Genomic DNA, 16,754 nt, shown 5'->3' with positions numbered 1-16,754 from the left:
GCACGATCCACCAGATGACGGAGCGCGGGAAATACGCCAGGCGGCTCGATCCGGCTTTGTGGGCTTATGTCGATCGGGTCAATGACTGGTACCCGACCGAGATCGCCGAACAGCCGATCAACAGGCAGCGCGAGGTCTATGACGCGATGTGCCGGGCCTTCCACCAGGGTCATCCGCCGGGCGTATCCGTCAGTGACGGCCTGATCGCCAGCGCCGACCACGGCATTCCAGTCCGCCGCTACCAGCCTGCCGGCAAGGCCGCGCGAGCAATGGTCCTCTATTTTCATGGCGGCGGCTTCGTGCTCGGCGGCCTCGACAGCCATGACGACATCTGCGCTGAAATCTGCGCCGGCACCGGCTTTGCCGTGCTTTCCGCCGACTACCGGCTGGCGCCCGAACATCTGCATCCCGCCGCCTTTGACGATGCGCTGGCGGTGTTCGAATGGGCAGCCGCGACGACCGCTCTGCCGCTCGTCCTGTGTGGTGAAAGCGCCGGCGGCAATCTCGCCGCCGCGGTCGCTCACGCCACGCGCCGCCAGGCGAGTGCGACAGCCGGCCAAGTGCTGATCTATCCCGACCTTGGCGGCGACGAGAGCGCCGGATCCTACATCGAGCACGCTGAGGCGCCGCTGCTGTCCGCGCGCGACGTCGAGACCTATCGCAGCATCCGCTCGGGCCCAGCGCAGTCGCCGGACGATCCGACGTTTTCACCGCTGCGCGACAGCGATTTCTCAAACCTGGCGCCGACGGTCATCATCACCGCAGAGTGCGACCCCCTGTCCTCGGACGGCGAGACCTATCGCGACCGCATTCTGGCCGCCGGCGGCAAGGCGTGGTGGCACGAGGAGAAGCGCCTCGTGCACAGCTTTCTGCGCGCCAGAACGACTGTACCCGCCGCCGGCGAGGCTTTTACGCGCATCATCGCGGCGGTTGCGGCGCTGGGTAAAGGTGAGTGGCCTTACTGAGGGCCAACGAAGCAGCGCCGATCTCCCCCCTCGTGGGGGAGATGGCCGGCAGGCCAGAGGGGGGCGCGAAGGATCACCACCGTCGATCTGATTATCCGAAATCCATCTGAGAGCACTGCTGAACTTGGCTGAGAGGTCGGCGGGACAGCGCCCCCCTCTGTCCTGCCGGACATCTCCCCCACTTGGGGGGAGATTGGCTGTCATCCCCACTGCGGAGCGCCGCACAACAACTGCGGAAACGCGAACACTCCGCTGCGTAATCCCGCCCTATCATCCCTCTCAGGCAATGGCGTCCCGGCGACCGCATCCGCCCCCGCGTCGGCGTTCCGCCGGGACGCCCAACAAGAGGGAACGACGATGAAATTCATGCTGACCAACCGAAGATTGCATCCCAAAGCCAAGCCCGTCGCCGACGATTTCAGAAAGGGCGGCCTGAACCGGCGCGAATATCTCGCCACCATGGCCGCCTTCGGCGTCAGCGCTGCCGGCGCGCTGGCGCTTGGCGGACTTGCGCCCTCGCCTGCCCACGCCGAGGAACCGAAGCGCGGCGGCACCTTGCGCGTCGCCATGAACGTCAAGGGTTTCAAGGACCCGCGCACCTTCGACGGTGTCGAAATGTCCAACGTCGCCCGCCACTGCAACGAATATCTGGTGCGCTGGAACACCGATTTTACTTTCGAGCCCTGGCTGCTCGAAAGCTGGGAGGCGAGCGACGACGCCAAGACCCTGACGCTGCATGTACGCAAGGGCATCTCCTGGTCGAACGGCGACGCCTTCAACGCCGACGATGTCATCCACAATCTCACCCGCTGGTGCGACGCTTCGGTCGCCGGCAATTCGGTCGCCGCGCGCATGGGCGCGCTGGTGAATGCTGACAGCAAGAAGGTCGTCGATGGCGGCATCGAGAAGGTCGACGACTTCACCATTAAACTCAATCTGCCCAAGCCCGACATTTCGCTGATTGCCGGCATGGCCGACTATCCGGCGCTGATCATGCACCGCTCCTATGAGGGCGAGGCGGACCCGTTGAAGGCGCTGGCGATCACCACCGGACCGTGCGAGTTGGTGAAGTGGGATGCCGAGACCGGCGCCGAGGTAAAGCGCAAGGACAAGCCGTGGTGGAAGGGCGACTTCCACCTCGACGGCATCAAATGGGTCGATTACGGCTCCGACCCCAACGCCATGCTGTCGGCCTTCGAATCCGGCGAGATCGATACCGACCACGAAACCGCTTCGGACGCGGTGTCGCAGACCGAACAGATGGGCCTGCAAAATTCCGAGATCGCCACCGGCTCAACCATCGTGGCGCGCTTCAATGTCGGCAATCCGCCCTATGACGACGTCAAGGTGCGCCGCGCGGCCCAGCTCACCGTTGACAATTCCGCCGTGCTGGCGCTCGGTCTCGGCGGTCGCGGCAAGCCCGCCGACAACCATCATGTCGGCCCGATGCACCCCGAATATGCCGATATCGGCCCGGCCAAGCGTGACATCGATACGGCGAAGAAACTGCTCGCCGAGGCCGGCAAGGCCGACCACGAATTCGACCTCATCTCCGTCGACGTCGAATGGCAGAAGAGCACCGGCGACGCCGTTGCCGCGCAAATGCGCGAGGCCGGGCTGAAGATCAAGCGCACCGTGCTGCCGGCCGCCACCTTCTGGAACGACTGGAGCAAATATCCTTTCTCCTGCACCGAATGGCTCGGACGCCCCCTCGGCGTCCAGGTGCTCGCGCTCGCCTACAAATCGGGCGCCGCGTGGAACGAGAGCGCCTATGCCAACAAGGAGTTCGATGAACTTCTCGACAAGGCGCTGGCGATGCCTGACGCCAAGGCCCGCAAGGAGATCATGGCCAAGATCGAGCAGAATTTGCGCGACTCCGGCATCATCATCCAGCCCTACTGGCGCTCGGTCTACCGGACCTATCGCAAGGGCGTGCATGGCTGCGAGCAGCACCAGTCGCTGGAGCAGCACTTTGAGAAGGTCTGGCTGGAGAGCTGATCCGTTTTGACCGGATGCCTGACGCGGCCACCGACTGTGGGCGCGTCAGGCAATAGCCTGCCTGACGACGTCCGGAACCCGTCCGACCGACATCCGCTCGATGATGGTGGTCGGAAGAACGATCCTTTCGGGCGGCCTGTCATCGCCTTTCAGGCGGCGTATCAGAAGCTCCGCCACGGATTTTCCTAGCGCATAGACCGGCTGGTCGATGACGGTGATCGGAGGCGTCGTCACGCTGGTCCAGTCGGCATCGTGGAAGGTGATCAGCGACATGTCCTGCGGAATGCGCAGCCCGCATTCCCGGATCGCCTTGAACAGTTCGAGTGCGACGACGCTGTCGGATGCGAGAATTGCGGTCGGCCTCTCGGCGCTCCGGAGCAACGCATGCATCGCCGCCCGCGATGTCTCGGACGGTCCGGTACCGAAATGGATGTTGCGCTCGGCTCGCTCTATGCCGGCGTCCCGGCAGGCATCGAGGAAGCCGACAATGCGCTCGCGCACGCTTGAGGTGTTGATCCTCGACTCGCCGCCGCGAAAATCTCCCGACAACACCGCAGCGGTCACATAGGCGATCCTGGTGTGGCCCGCCCGCGTCAGGATGCGCGTGGCGCGCAGCGCCGCATCCCGGTCATCGACGGTGACGGTGTCGACATCGAGGCCCGGCAGCGCCCGGTCGAGCAGCGCCAGCGGACAGGCGGAGTGCGCAATTTCGACGAGATGGGCGATTTCTCCGGATTGGGCGGGCGTGACGATCAGCCCGTCAACCTGCTTTGCCATGAGCACGCGTATTGCATTCTTCTCGGCTTCGACCTGTTCGCCCGAATTGGCCAGAATGACATTGATCCCCGACAGGCGCGCCGCGTCGCTGATGCCGCGCACCGCAAGCGAGAAGAACGGATTCTCGATGTCGCCGACGACCACGCCGATGCTGCCGGAGCGTCCGGTCGTCATGCTGCGCGCCAACTCGTTCGGACGATAGTCGAGCACCTTTGCGGCTTCGAGCACGGCGGTGCGCACCTCCTTGCTCACCCGACCATAGCCACCCAACACGCGCGCTGCCGTCGCTTTCGAGACCTTCGCCTGGCGGGCGACGTCGCTGACAGTGATGGAAGCAGCCTTGGTCGGACGTTTCATTCTCGAAAAAATCGCTTCTGAGTTCGTTGACGGATGGTCATTCCTGTGGCTACAAATGTCAAGAGACCGGTCTCAATTGCATTTGAGACCGGTCTCACAATAAAAGAGCGCCTGGAGGCGTCGTACTGAAAGCCGTTTCGAAAATTGGCGCGTGTCCGTTGTGAAAGCTTCAGCGCCCCCTGCGGACCGATCTTCAGAGTGGAGAACAACAATGAGCATCAATGGCCTTTTCACATCGAGCCCGCGGCAGCGTGTCGGCTCGATCATTTTCGCCATCGCACTGGCTGCCCTGTCCTTGCCCAAGGCATGGGCCGCCGGCGACAACCCCTACAATCTGATCGATGCCAAAACGATCAGCGTCGGCACGATGGGCGATGCCAAGCCCTACGCCTTCACGACCGCCGATGGCAAGTTCACCGGCTTCGATCTCGAGTTCTTCCTGAATGTGGTGAACCGGATGGGATTCAAGGCGGATCAGGTGACCTTCACTGGGCAGGAATTCTCGGCACTCATGCCCTCGGTCGCCAATGAGCGTTTCGACGTCGCGGTCGCCGCAATCGGCACCACGGCCGAGCGGAAAAAGAACGTCGATTTCTCCGACGGCTACCTGGCCGGCTACCTCTCGGTGCTGACGTCGGACGCCAAGATCACCGATGCCGAAGGCCTGGCCGGCAAACGCCTCGGGGTTGTCCAGGGCACGCTGCAGGAGATCTATGCCGCGAAAAGCTTCAAGAACACCGACCTGGTAAAATTCCCGGACAACAACTCCGCAATCGCAGCTCTCAACAATGGCACGGTCGACGCGCACTTCCTCGATTACGAGGCGGCGAAACAGTACGGAGAGCGCTATCCGGCGTTGAAGATCGCGATCAATATTCCCTCCTTCGACGCGCCGGCAGGCTTTGTCATCCGCAAGGGCAACGACGCATTTCGTGAAGCACTCAACAAGGGCATTCATGAAGCGATGCAAGACGGCACCTGGAGGGATCTCTACCAGAAATGGTTCCCCGGATCGCCGATGCCGGAACAATATCTTCCCAAGAAGAACTGAGCCGCGTAGGGCCGCCGGCGCGAATGCCGGCGGCCCTCACCTATGAGCGATCGCGCGACCGGTGGCCTTGCCGCCGCGCAAGGCAGGTTTGCAGATGAACTGGCTTGAGAACATTCAGCGCAGCTTTTTCGACTGGGACGCGATGGCATCGGTCCTGCCGACGCTGCTTGCCGTCGGGCTGAAAAATACCCTGATCCTCGCGGCGGCTTCCACCGTGCTCGGCATCCTGCTTGGCATGGTCCTCGCTGTGATGGGTATCTCGCGCTCAGCCTGGCTGCGCATTCCGGCACGCATATACACCGACATCTTTCGCGGCCTGCCCGCCATTCTCACCATCCTGCTGATCGGCCAGGGATTCGCCCGCATCGGCCGCGAGATTTTCGGCCCCTCGCCCTACCCGCTCGGCATCCTGGCGCTCAGCCTGATTGCCGGCGCCTATATTGGCGAGATCTTTCGCTCGGGCATCCAGAGCGTCGAAACCGGTCAGATGGAAGCGTGCCGCGCGCTCAGCATGAGCTACGGCCAGGGCATGCGGCTGATTGTGATCCCGCAGGGCGTGCGCCGCGTGCTCCCTGCCCTGGTCAACCAGTTCATCGGCAACGTCAAGGATTCCAGTCTCGTCTATTTCCTCGGCCTGCTTGCCTCCGAACGCGAGATCTTCCGCATCGGGCAGGACCAGGCGGTGGTCACCGGCAACCTGTCGCCGCTGCTTCTGGCCGGAATGTTCTACCTGATCATCACGGTGCCACTGACCCATGTGGTCAACACCATCGACAATCACCTGCGGCTCGGCAGGCAAAAATCCGGCGGCGTCGTCAGCGGCCTTGTAGAAGTCGGCGAGCTTGAGACCACGTCAGGCAAAGCCTCGGTGTCGAGCGGCGCCGCGCCGCCAGCCATCAAGGCCGGCAGCTTGGACGTCCGCGATCTCGACATGGCCTATGGCGATTTGCAGGTGCTCAAACAGATACGGCTCAAGGTCGAGCCGGGAACGGTCACCTGCGTCATCGGACCGTCGGGTTCCGGAAAGTCGACGCTGCTGCGCTGCCTCAACCGGTTGGTCGAGCCGAAGGCGGGCGACGTACTGCTCGATGGCGAAAGCATCCTGGCGATGAAACCGGAGACGCTGCGGCGTCGCGTCGGCATGGTCTTCCAGCATTTCAATCTGTTCCCGAACCATACCGCGCTCGAGAACGTCATGCTCGCCCTCACTGAGATCAAGGGCATGGCGAAAAGCCAGGCCAGGCGCCAGGCGGAAGCGCGCCTTGCCGAAGTGGGCCTGGCCGCGCGCAAGGACTACCGGCCGAGCCGCCTTTCGGGGGGCCAGCAACAGCGCGTGGCGATCGCGCGCGCCCTGGCGATGGACCCGGAGGTCATCCTCTTTGACGAGGTAACCAGCGCGCTCGACCCCGAACTCGTCAAAGGCGTTCTCAATCTCATGGCCGATCTCGGCCGGCGCGGCATGACGATGATCGTCGTCACCCATGAGATGGGCTTTGCCCGCAAGGTGGCGGATCAGGTCGCCTTCATGGACGAGGGCCGCATCGTCGAGGTTGGCCCGCCGGCGGAGATATTCGACAGGCCGATGAGCCCGCGGCTCAAGCAATTCCTCGCCGAGGTGCTGTGAAAGATGCCGCCGCGCCAACCGGCCAGGCTCGGCGCATCCCTGAAAACCCACCATCCGATCATCGAAAGCTGCTTCTATGACTGATAAATCCGCCCTCAAGGTCGTCGTCGTCGGCGGCGGCATCTTCGGCGTCTCCACCGCCGTCCATCTCGCCCGCCTCGGCGCTAAGGCGACGATCGTCAATGACGGTCCAGCCGCCAATGGCGCATCGTCGCGTTCGCTCGCCTGGCTCAACTCGGCGCGAAAGCGCTCGGCCGCCTATCACAGGCTCCGCATGCAGGGCCTCGACCGCTACAGGACGCTGGCCGCCGGACAGGACTGCGGCGCCTGGCTCCGCCTCGACGGCGGACTCACCTGGGACACCGATGATGCTTCCAACCAGCTCCCGGAAATCTTCCGCCACGAACAGGCGATCGGCTATGAGACGCGTCTGCTCGCGCCCGGCGACATCGCCGCCGTCACGCCGGGTGTCGATGAAAGTGCCGTCTCGCCCCAGGGCGCGATCTTCAATGCGGGGGAAGGATGGGTCGACCTGCCTTCGTTGATCAGCCTAATGCTGAAGGAGTTTCTCGAACGCGGCGGCCGCATCCTCACCGATGCCGGTTCCGCAGACGTCACTCTCGCCAATGGCCGCGTCAGTGGCGTGAAGACTGCGTCCGGCCAGGTCGTTGATGCCGATGCCGTCGTGGTCGCGACCGGTTCGGCAGTGCCGGACATGGCCGCGAAAGTCGGACGACGCATCGGCGACGGCACGACGCGCGCGCTGCTCGTCTTCAGCAGCCCGATCCGGCATCCGCTGCGAGCAGTGTTGAACACGCCGCGTATCGCCATCCGTCCGACGCCGAACGGGGCCTTCGCGCTCGACTCGGCCTGGTCCGAAGACGAAGTCGTCGTGCGTGCCGACGGCACGTACGGGGCAAGGCCATCGACGATAGCGGGACTGCTCGACGAAGCCTCCAAGGTCCTGGATGGAAACCCGACGCTTGCCCTGCAGAGTTATCACACCGGGCCAAAACCAATTCCGGCGGACGGCGAGCCGGTGATCGGCCAGTTGACCGGCATTCCAGGCTATCACGTCGTCTTCAGCCATAGCGGCGCGACGCTCGGGCTCGTCGCCGGAGAATTGCTGGCCGGCGAGATCGTCAGTGGTAAGCCCAATCCGTTGCTCGAAGGGTTTCGCCCCGGAAGATTCGACGACTGACCCGGGGCACGCAGCGGTGGAATGCCATTTGCCTTGCGCACGCATTCGTCACAGATTGCACTGACCAAACTTATCGGCTCAGGTCAGGAATTTGCGCGAGACGCACGCAGGCATGCACCACTTCAACCTTGGCACCTATCGGCGCCCCATTTCCACCCGCTCAGCAGAAACCCAGCGCTGGTTCGATATCGGCCTGAACTGGTGCTACGGCTTCAACCACGAGGAAGGCATCAAGTGTTTTGAGAAGGCGTTGGAGACGGACCCCGATTGCGCCTTCGTGCATTGGGGCATCGCCTATGCCGCCGGGCCTTTCTACAATCTGACCTGGAAGGAGCATGGCGAGGCCGAAGCCAATGCGGCGACCAAACGCTGCTTCGAGCATGTCCAGCTCGCGCGTGCCAACGCCGCTCACGCCAGCGCGGTGGAGAAGTGGTTGATCGAGGCGCTGGCCTGTCGTTTCCAGAAGCCGTATGCGGTGGCGCCGCCAGAATTCGAGCAATGGGACAATGCCTATGCCGCCGAGATGCGGCGCGTGTACGAAAACTTTCCCGACGATCACGATGTGATGGCGCTGTTTGTCGAGTCGCTGATGATGCGCACCGTGCGGCGACTGTGGGATCTGAAGACCGGCAAGCCGGCGCCGAACTCGGACGTCGTCGAGGCGCTCGAGGTTTGCGAGCGCTCAATCCGGCTCGCTGACGAGACCGGCGTCGCGCAGCATCCGGCGATCGTTCACCTGCACATCCATCTGCTGGAAATGTCGACCATGCCCGAACGCGGCATGCGCTCGGCGGATCTGCTTGGCGAAATGTGCCCCGACGCCGGGCACATGAACCATATGCCGGGGCATATCTATGTGCTGTGCGGTGACTATGAAAAAGCAAAACGCGCCAGCGAAAAGGCGGTGCGGGCCAACGACCTCTATCTCGCCTATGCGGACGAGCCGACCTACTATCTGCTCGGCTGCTGTCATGACCTGCATCTGATGATGTTTTCTTGCATGCTGCTCGGCCAATACCAGCCGGCGCTGTGGGCGGCCGACAAGGTGCGCAGTCTGGTCACCCGCAGTGTCGTCAGCATTCCGGACCGGCCAAAGCTCACCCAGACGGTGGAAGGCTATCATGCGATGAAATCGCATGTGCTGGTGCGGTTCGGGCGTTGGCAGGAGATCATCGACGAACCGATGGTCGAGGAGCCCGAACTTTATGTGCTGACGACGGCCATGCAGCACTACGCCAAGGGCGTCGCGCACGCGACACTACGAAACTTCCCCGAAGCTGAACAGGAGCGCGAGCGGTTCCATCAGCACCTGTCGCGCATCCCGCCGGAGCGGCGTTTCCTCAGCAATCCGACGCGGGACTCGCTCGCCGTCGGTGCTGCCCTTCTCGATGGCGAGCTTGTCTATCACCAGGGACGGCACGAGGAGGCCTACCGCCATCTGCGGCAAGCGGTCGAGCTTGACGACAATCTGTCCTACACCGAGCCATGGGCGTGGATGCACCCGCCGCGCCATGCGCTGGCAGCGTTGCTGCTCGACCAAGGCCACGCGCAAGAGGCCGAGCAAGTCTATCGCGACGATCTCGGCTTGAGCGGCAAGGTGCAGCGCTGTGCCCAGCATCCCGACAATGTCTGGGCGCTGCATGGGCTGGTGGAGTGTCTGAAACGCCGCGGCGAGAGCGTGGAACTGGCAGGTTTGCAGGCCAAGCTCACCGCAGCACTGGCCAAGGCGGATGTGGCGATCACCTCATCGTGCCTTTGCCGGACGAGCGTGCAATCGAACCGTAGTTGCTGTCACTGAATCCGTTGGGGCCTCGGGAATGCCTGATGCCCCGGCTGCGACCCCTGCCGGGATCGGCCTGATGTCTCAGGCCGATCTTCGATGCAGCGACGCCTTTCCTATGAGAAGACTTCCGCCAGTTCTTCGACGCTGGTGCCTTCCTTGACCTGACGCAGCTCGACGTAGCTGACTGCCGCCGCAATCGACAGCACCATCGACACCACCGTCTGCACCAGGGCTGCCGCCACATAGGCGACAATTCCACCAAAGAGCAGAACCACCAGCGCTATCGCCCATTGGATGACCGCTGCGATGATGATCAGGATCAGGAACAGGCCGAAGAGCGGCCAGCGGTTGCCCTTGGTCAGGACACGGCTGCGCGACATCGAGCCGAAAACGCCGAGCCGCTCCTGGATCAGAACCGGCACCGACACCGACCAGCCAAGCCACAGGATAATGCCGGGCACCACCAGGGCAATCATGGCCAGGGCCGACCCAAGGCCGACGAGCAGGCCGATCCCCAGTGTCGGCAGCAAAAAGCGGATGGCGATCTGAATACAGTCGCCAAAGGTCGGCCGCTTGCCGTTCAAGTCCTCGATGGTCGCCCGCACAAGCGCCGACTGGAGCAGTAGGGCGAGAACAAAGGATATCAACGAGGCGGAAATCGTGACCCAAGGGTTACCAAACATCGCAGCAGGGTTGGCCGCAGCGCCGGGTTCGGCTTGCAGAATCGCGTCAATTTGCGGTTGGGTCAGCAGTCGAATGACAATCGCCGGCAGGCCTGAGAACAAAAAAGCCAACCCGAGGCACAGGCCGATATTGCGGCCGATGACGGCGAAGCTGTTGTTGAACACCCTGCCGATTCGGAATTTGTCCGTCCCACCCAGTGTTACAGAAGTCATGATGCGTCCCCCCGTGATCACCGCCGAATAGCCGCGGCTATCTTAACAGTAAATCTGTCAAGTTTGATCTCCGGCGTCCAGCCCACTTGCAATTTTCTTGCTGCATTGCCAGTGTCCGCGCGGAACCGCAGGTTGCAGGGGGAGTGGGTGACAGCTGCACAGCCAGACGCTGCGGGAGCCGAGTGGCTGGCCAAGGTGCACAAGCAGCTGCTCGCAGATGATTCGATTCAGTTCGACCTGCCGACCCTTGTGCAGCCCGAGCCGCCGGCATGGCTGAAGCCTTTGCTGGACGGATTGGGGAAGATTGGCCCCTACATGATTTATCTGTTCTGGGGCGCGGTGATCATCGGCCTAGCAATCATCGCGCTGCTCGTCGCTCTCGAAGCAAAGGGCGTGGCGTGGCGCCTGCCGTGGCGGCGTGCCCGCAAACAGCCAGAGGCGGAAGAGGAATGGCGCCCGGATGCCGGTGCGGCGCAGATCCTGCTCTCCGAGGCCGACGCGCTCGCCGCGCGCGGCGCGTATGACGAGGCGGTGCATCTTCTGCTTCGGCGCAGCGTCGCCGACATTGCAGGGCGGCTGCCCGACTTCCTACGCCCGTCGCTGACATCACGCGACATTGCCACTGCCCCTTCCCTGCCGTCGCGGGCACGCCAGGCATTCAGCGAGATCGCGCGCATTGTCGAGGCTGCCCTGTTTGCCCGCCGGCCGGTCGGCGTCGAAGGCTGGCAGCAGGCGCGCGGCGCCTACGAGCGTTTTGCCTTCAGGGATGCCTGGACATGAGTGCGCCTGCCGTCGATGCCGCGCAGGAACCGTTCAAGCGCAGAACCTTGTTCTGGGGCATTTTTGCCAGCCTGCTCGCGGCAGCGGGATTTTTCCTGCTGTCGACCTACGCGCCGGACTTCCGCCAGCCGGCAGGCGGCGCCACGCCGCTCTCCAAAGGCGGTTCTGGGTATGCAGGGCTTGTCGAATGGCTGAAACTTGCCAACGGACAATCACCACCAATGGTGCGTAGCGAGGAAGATCTCAGTTCCGGTCTGACGTCCGGTTTCCTTTTGATCGTCACCATCGCTCCGAACAGCGACCCAGCTGCGCTCGAAAGAATCATCAGGCTTCGCTCGGGCAAGGACACGCTTTTCGTGTTGCCCAAATGGGTCACCATGCCGTCGTGGGAGCATGAGGGCTGGGAGATGAAGATCGAGCGGCTGCCAGATACAGCCGTCAACGACTGGCTCGGCCGCATCGCCAAGGCGAAACTCGGTGCCGGCAAGACCACAATGGAACAGATCAGCGTCGAGGGTCGCATGGTGGCCACGCCGGACGAGTTGCAGTGGGTTGCCGACGAACATCCGCTGATCGCGGCAGGCAACGGCAAGGCCGTTCTCACCGAGCTCGACGATGAGCCGTTCTACATCCTGACCGACCCTGATCTGATCAACAATGCGGCGTTGAAGGATCCGCAAAAGGCTGCCGCGGCACTCGACATGATCGCCATGCTGGAGCCCGGCAAGGGCGCGGTGATGTTTGACCTCACCTTGCACGGCATCGGGCAGAAATACGATCTCGCCAAGCTTTTGGTCGAGCCGCCCTTCCTGGCACTGACATTGTCGGTGCTGGCGGCGGCCGCACTTGCCTTCCTGCACGGTCTCGGCCGGTTCGGGCCGCCACGCACAGAGACCCGCGCCTTCGCCTTCGGCAAGCGGGCACTGGTCGACACCACGGCGATGCTGCTCAGGCGCGCCGGACGGCTGCAGGAGCTCGGCGATCGTTATGCGGTGCTGATGCGTGCGCGCGCCGGAGCGTTGCTCGGCGCGCCGCAGGGACTGCAGGGGGAAGCCCTCGACCACTGGCTAGACTCCCGCGACAAGGACGAAGCCGGCGGATTTACCGCGCGCTTCAAGGCCGCGAACAATTCCGGCACATTGGCTAAAATGCACGCGGCAGCGCAAGAGCTGCATGACTGGACGACAAGGAGGCTTGGTGAACGTCGATGATGTGAAGGCCCTGGCGAACGCGATCAGGGAAGAGGTGGCGAAAGCCATCACCGGGCAGCGCGACACGGTCGATCTGATGCTGACGGCATTGTTCGCCGGTGGGCACATATTGCTCGAGGGTCCGCCAGGTACGGCCAAGACCATGACCGCGCGCTGCTTCGCGCAGGCACTCGGCGTCGTCTACGGGCGCATCCAGTTCACGCCCGATCTGATGCCTGGCGACATCGTCGGCTCGAACATCTACAATTTCCAGAGCGGACAATTCACGCTGACGCGCGGTCCGATCTTCTGCGACCTGCTGCTTGCAGACGAGATCAACCGCACGCCGCCGAAGACGCAGGCGGCGCTGCTGGAAGCCATGCAGGAACACGCCGTTACCTTCGACGGCACCACGCATGCGCTCAGCCAGAACTTCATGGTGGTAGCGACGCAGAACCCGATCGAGCACCAAGGCGTCTATCCGCTTCCCGAAGCCCAGCTCGACCGCTTCCTGTTCAAGCACAAGGTGAGCTATCCCGACGCGCAGGAGGAACGCGCCATCATCGTCCATCACGGCGGCGGTTCCGCCTCCCACGACATCAAGCAATACGGCATCACGGCACAGGCCGACAGCAAGACGCTGGAGAAGGCGCTCGCCACCGTCGGCCAGGTCACACTGGTCGACGATGTCGTCGGCTACATTGCGGCACTCGTGCGCGGCACGCGCGAAAGCCCCGACCTGGAGGTTGGCGCCAGCCCGCGTGCGGGCGCCATGCTGGCGCGCGCCGCGCGCGCCAGGGCAGCGCTCGACGGCCGCGCCTATGTCATCCCCGACGACGTCAAGGCACTGGCGGTGCCGGCTCTGCGTCATCGCGTCATCCTGTCACCGGCGGCGCAAATCGACGGGCGGCTGGTGGAACAGATCGTTTCCGACCTCGTCGACCAGACGGCAGCGCCCCGTTGATCTATCCGAGCGGCCGAGCGGTCTGGGCAGCGGCGGCGGGCGCCATCCCCGCCTTCCTGATCGCGCTTGCGCTACCTTCCTTCTGGTATCTCGGCCTGTTGTGGATCTGCGCGCTGCTTGCTTTCCTGGCGGTCGACGCGGCCGCCGGGCGTGGACGCGCCTCGCTCACCGCCAGCCTTTCAGCGCCGCCGCAAGTCGGCGTCGGCGGGCGGTTCACCCTGCATATCGCGGCGAGCTTCGGCGGGCGGGCGCGCATGCTGCAGGCGCGAGTCGGTCATGACCAGCGGCTGGCGCCGGTCGGCGGCACCGGTGGCGCACTGCCGGCCAATGGCGGCACGCTCGACCTCGAATTCGATGCGCTGAGGCGCGGCATCGCCAGCTTTGATCGGCTATGGCTGCGCTGGCGTGGACCGTTCGGACTGATCTGGAACCAGGTCGTCCTGCCGATGGACCGGAAAGTGGCGGTGCTGCCCGACGTCAGCAGTGCGCGCGACGAAGCGATCACATTGCTGCAGCGCTCCACCCTTGCCGACGGCCACGCGCAAAAGCGGGCCGGCCAGGGACGCGAATTCGAGTCGCTGAAGGATTACCAGCCGGGCATGGGCCGGCGGATGATCGACTGGAAGCGCAGCGCCCGCCACGGCAAGTTGCTGGCGCGTGAGTTCCGCATCGAGGAGAACAACAACATCGTGCTGGCCATCGACAGCGGAAGGCTGATGTGCGAGCCGGTCGACGGCGTCCCGAAGGTCGACCGCGCGGTGACTGCCGCCTTGCTCACGGCTTTCATCGCATTGAAGGGCGGCGATCTGGTCAGCCTGTTTGGCTTCGATGCGCGGCCGCGCGTTTCCAGCGGTGCGGTGCGCGGCTCGGCCAGCTTCGCGATGATCCAGAAGCGCGCCGCCGAGATCGACTATTCGACCGAGGAGACAAATTTCACCTTGGCGTTGACGACATTGGCAGCCAAGCTCGACAGGCGCTCCCTGGTCATCATCTTTACCGACTTCGTCGATCCGATCAGTGCCGAGCTGATGCTGCGCACGGTGGGACGGCTGACCGAGCGCCATCTGGTGCTGTTCATGATGATGAAGGATGTCGAGCTGGAAACCTTGGCCGATATGCCACCCGCGACCCCGGAGGATGTCGCGCGGTCGGTGACCGCCGGCGGTCTGTTGAGGGAGCGGCAAGTGGTCATCGGGCGGCTGAGGCTGCTCGGCGCACATGTCATCGAGGCCGACCACCAGCGCCTCGGCCCCACGCTGATCGAGCGCTATATCCAGCTCAAGGAGGAGAACCTCTTATGACGCTGCCCGCCGGCACCGATGCGGTACGCCAGTCATTGGCCAGCTTCCGGCAGGAGCGCGAGGCCGACTGGAAGGCGTTCGAAGCGCTGCTCGCCCGCGTCGAGAAACGGGCGCCGCGCGTGCTTTCGGAAGACGAGCTGCTGTCGCTGCCGCTGCTCTACCGCTCGGCGCTATCCTCGCTTTCGGTAGCCAGGGCCACTTCGCTCGACAGCGCCCTGGTAGCCTATCTCGAAGCGCTCTGCCTGCGCGGCTATTTCTATCTCTACGGTGCGCGGCGCGGGCTGCGCCAGCGCATCGGTGATTTTTTCCTGCGTGACTGGCCGGCGGCGATCCGCGATCTGTGGCGCGAGACCTGGGCCTCGGTCGGATTGACGCTTGTTGGCGCCATTGCCGGTTACTGGCTGGTCGCATCCGACAAGCGCTGGTACGACGCCATCATTGCGCCCGGCCTCGCCGGCGGGCGCAATCCGGATTCGTCGGCCGAGATGCTGCGCAGCGTGCTTTATGATGGCGGCAGTCACTTCCTGTCCGGCTTCGCCGCCTATCTCTTCACCCACAACACCCAAGTGGCGATCCTGGCCTTTGCCCTCGGTTTCGCTTTTACGGTGCCAAGCGTGCTGATTATCCTGATGAACGGATGCATGCTGGGCGCCATATTCCAGATCTATGCCGCCAAGGGATTGGGCTTCGAACTTGGTGGCTGGCTGTCGATCCACGGCACCACCGAATTGTTCGCTATCGCGCTGGCGGGTGCCGCCGGCATGCGCATCGGCACGCGCATCGCCTTCCCCGGCGAGCTGAGCCGCATGGCGGCAGCTGCCCAGGCCGGGCGGATTGCGGCGACCGCCATGGTTGGGGTGATGATGATGCTTTTGTTTGCCGGCCTGCTCGAAGGCATCGGCCGGCAGACGATTACCGGCGATACGGCACGCTACGCCATTGGCGGTGGCCTGCTCGCGCTATGGATCGCCTATTTCTACCTGTTGCGGATGGTGCGGCATGGCAACGGCTAGAAACCCGGCCGCGCTGACAAGGCCTTTGATTACGCCGGAGGGCGTCGACCTCAAGGTCAAGCTGGCGGATGCCGGCACTCGGGCTGCGGCCTTCCTGCTCGATGTGGTCATCATCGTCATCGCTGCAATCGCGGTCACTCTCGTTGTGATCTTCGGTCTTGGGGGGCTCGGCGCGCAAGAAGCGGAGCCGCTCTTCATCGCCTGGATGATCTTCATCTTCTTCTTGCGCAACATCTATTTCATTGCCTTCGAGGCTGGCCGGCGCGCCGCAACGCCGGGCAAGCGGATGGTCGGCGTTCGGGTCGCTTCCCGCAGTGGCGCCGGTCTCACGATCGATCAAGTCATCGCGCGCAACCTGATGCGTGAGATCGAGGTGTTTTTGCCGCTTTCGATCATCGCAGCGCGCGGCGGGGCCGGCGTCGCCGATACGCTGTCAACGATCTTCGGTCTGGTATGGGCGCTGCTCTTTTCGCTGTTCCCGCTGTTCAACCGCGACCGCATGCGCATCGGCGACCTGCTGGCCGGAACCTGGGTGGTCGAGGCGCCGAAGGTCGCGCTGGTCGAGGACCTGTCGACACGAAAGGATCCTGGCGCCGGAACCTTCCGCTTCAGCCAGGCCCAACTCGACGCCTATGGCATCGCCGAACTGCACAAGCTGGAGGAGGTGCTGCGTCGCGACGATTATTTCGCGCTGAAGACGGTGGCCGAGACGATCGGGCGCAAGATCGGCGCGGCCCCGCAAGCGCATGATGCCCGCGCGTTCCTGACGGCATACTACGGAGAGCTACGCGCGCATCTCGAACGAAAGCTGCTGCTTGGCACCCGCAAGGCCGACAAGCACCAGCGGTAGGTCG

General features: G+C 63.8%; 14 protein-coding genes. 12 read left to right on the top strand and 2 right to left on the bottom strand.

Annotation, left to right across the window (positions count from 1 at the left end):
• The first annotated feature begins 14 nt into the window (after nucleotides 1-14).
• Nucleotides 15-965, top strand: coding sequence for an alpha/beta hydrolase (locus AC1D0N_RS07310; RefSeq protein ID WP_477242763.1), 951 nt, complete (start codon nucleotides 15-17; stop codon nucleotides 963-965).
• A 357-nt stretch (nucleotides 966-1,322) separates the two neighbouring features.
• Nucleotides 1,323-2,963 (top strand): ABC transporter substrate-binding protein, encoded by a 1,641-nt coding sequence (locus AC1D0N_RS07305; protein ID WP_477242762.1) that lies wholly within the window; start codon nucleotides 1,323-1,325, stop codon nucleotides 2,961-2,963.
• A gap of 45 nt (nucleotides 2,964-3,008) precedes the next feature.
• Here the strand turns inward: AC1D0N_RS07305 and AC1D0N_RS07300 are convergent, their stop codons facing one another.
• Nucleotides 3,009-4,097, bottom strand: a complete 1,089-nt coding sequence (locus AC1D0N_RS07300; protein WP_477242761.1) for a LacI family DNA-binding transcriptional regulator — start codon at nucleotides 4,095-4,097, stop codon at nucleotides 3,009-3,011.
• A 211-nt stretch (nucleotides 4,098-4,308) separates the two neighbouring features.
• Between AC1D0N_RS07300 and AC1D0N_RS07295 the strand changes: the two genes are divergently transcribed.
• From AC1D0N_RS07295 to AC1D0N_RS07280, 4 genes are all read left to right on the top strand, one after another.
• Nucleotides 4,309-5,148: an ABC transporter substrate-binding protein gene (locus tag AC1D0N_RS07295; protein ID WP_477242760.1), complete on the top strand. Its 840-nt coding sequence runs from the start codon at nucleotides 4,309-4,311 to the stop codon at nucleotides 5,146-5,148.
• Nucleotides 5,149-5,242: 94 nt separating this feature from the next.
• Complete coding sequence (locus AC1D0N_RS07290; RefSeq protein ID WP_477242759.1) at nucleotides 5,243-6,772, top strand: amino acid ABC transporter permease/ATP-binding protein; 1,530 nt, start codon at nucleotides 5,243-5,245, stop codon at nucleotides 6,770-6,772.
• A gap of 76 nt (nucleotides 6,773-6,848) precedes the next feature.
• Nucleotides 6,849-7,973, top strand: a complete 1,125-nt coding sequence (locus AC1D0N_RS07285; protein WP_477242758.1) for an NAD(P)/FAD-dependent oxidoreductase — start codon at nucleotides 6,849-6,851, stop codon at nucleotides 7,971-7,973.
• Nucleotides 7,974-8,085: 112 nt separating this feature from the next.
• On the top strand, nucleotides 8,086-9,771 hold the full coding sequence (locus AC1D0N_RS07280) for a tetratricopeptide repeat protein (protein WP_477242757.1): 1,686 nt from the start codon (nucleotides 8,086-8,088) through the stop codon (nucleotides 9,769-9,771).
• Nucleotides 9,772-9,869: 98 nt separating this feature from the next.
• On the opposite strand, the gene AC1D0N_RS07275 is transcribed toward AC1D0N_RS07280, so the two are convergent.
• Nucleotides 9,870-10,652 carry a hypothetical protein gene (locus tag AC1D0N_RS07275; protein ID WP_477242756.1) on the bottom strand — a complete coding sequence of 261 codons (783 nt, stop codon included), beginning with the start codon at nucleotides 10,650-10,652 and terminating at the stop codon, nucleotides 9,870-9,872.
• A 147-nt stretch (nucleotides 10,653-10,799) separates the two neighbouring features.
• Here AC1D0N_RS07275 and AC1D0N_RS07270 point away from each other — a divergent pair, with 147 nt between their 5' ends.
• From AC1D0N_RS07270 to AC1D0N_RS07245, 6 genes are read left to right on the top strand one after another with little or no spacing between them, the layout of a single operon-like run.
• On the top strand, nucleotides 10,800-11,432 hold the full coding sequence (locus AC1D0N_RS07270) for a DUF4129 domain-containing protein (protein ID WP_477242755.1): 633 nt from the start codon (nucleotides 10,800-10,802) through the stop codon (nucleotides 11,430-11,432).
• On the top strand, nucleotides 11,429-12,643 hold the full coding sequence (locus AC1D0N_RS07265) for a DUF4350 domain-containing protein (protein ID WP_477242754.1): 1,215 nt from the start codon (nucleotides 11,429-11,431) through the stop codon (nucleotides 12,641-12,643). The genes AC1D0N_RS07270 and AC1D0N_RS07265 overlap by 4 nt, the downstream gene beginning before the upstream one ends.
• Complete coding sequence (locus AC1D0N_RS07260) at nucleotides 12,630-13,586, top strand: AAA family ATPase (protein WP_477242753.1); 957 nt, start codon at nucleotides 12,630-12,632, stop codon at nucleotides 13,584-13,586. The genes AC1D0N_RS07265 and AC1D0N_RS07260 overlap by 14 nt, the downstream gene beginning before the upstream one ends.
• Nucleotides 13,583-14,887 (top strand): DUF58 domain-containing protein, encoded by a 1,305-nt coding sequence (locus tag AC1D0N_RS07255; protein WP_477242752.1) that lies wholly within the window; start codon nucleotides 13,583-13,585, stop codon nucleotides 14,885-14,887. The genes AC1D0N_RS07260 and AC1D0N_RS07255 overlap by 4 nt, the downstream gene beginning before the upstream one ends.
• Entirely contained in the window at nucleotides 14,884-15,900 is a 1,017-nt protein-coding gene (locus tag AC1D0N_RS07250; RefSeq protein ID WP_477242751.1) for a stage II sporulation protein M, read from the top strand. Before AC1D0N_RS07255 ends, AC1D0N_RS07250 begins: the two co-directional genes overlap by 4 nt.
• On the top strand, nucleotides 15,887-16,750 hold the full coding sequence (locus AC1D0N_RS07245; RefSeq protein WP_477242750.1) for an RDD family protein: 864 nt from the start codon (nucleotides 15,887-15,889) through the stop codon (nucleotides 16,748-16,750). Before AC1D0N_RS07250 ends, AC1D0N_RS07245 begins: the two co-directional genes overlap by 14 nt.
• Nucleotides 16,751-16,754: the final 4 nt, after the last annotated feature.

The organism is Mesorhizobium sp. P2_E10, from assembly GCF_056404235.1.
Note: the sequence above shows the minus strand (reverse complement) of the source record. Positions and strands in the feature narration are given on the sequence as shown.